Source organism: Streptomyces sp. SID12501, assembly GCF_010550245.1.
GTDB lineage: Bacteria > Actinomycetota > Actinomycetes > Streptomycetales > Streptomycetaceae > Streptomyces.
The window spans coordinates 1-388 of record NZ_JAAGLU010001036.1 but is presented as its reverse complement, the minus strand read 5'-3'; the positions used below and the strand labels follow the sequence as shown (position 1 = coordinate 388).

Genomic DNA, 388 nt, shown 5'->3' with positions numbered 1-388 from the left:
CAAGGGGACCCTCGTCATCCGGGCCGCCGAACAGCTCGGCATCGAGATCCCCCGGTTCTGCGACCACCCCCTCCTCTCCCCGGCCGGCGCCTGCCGCCAGTGCATCGTCGAGGTGGAGGGCCAGCGCAAGCCGATGGCCTCCTGCACCATCACCTGCACCGACGGCATGGTCGTCAAGACGCAGCTGACCTCGCCGGTCGCCGACAAGGCCCAGCGCGGGGTGATGGAGCTGCTGCTCATCAACCACCCGCTGGACTGCCCCGTCTGCGACAAGGGCGGCGAATGCCCCCTGCAGAACCAGGCCATGTCGCACGGCAACTCCGAATCCCGCTTCGAGGGCCGGAAGCGGACCTACGAGAAGCCCGTACCGATCTCCACGCAGGTGCTG

At 68.8% G+C, this 388-nt stretch carries 1 protein-coding gene; it reads left to right on the top strand.

What is annotated here, in order from left to right; genetic code table 11:
- The coding region (locus G3I71_RS49700) for a 2Fe-2S iron-sulfur cluster-binding protein (protein ID WP_164325583.1) at window positions 1–388 on the top strand (388 nt) is incomplete at both ends.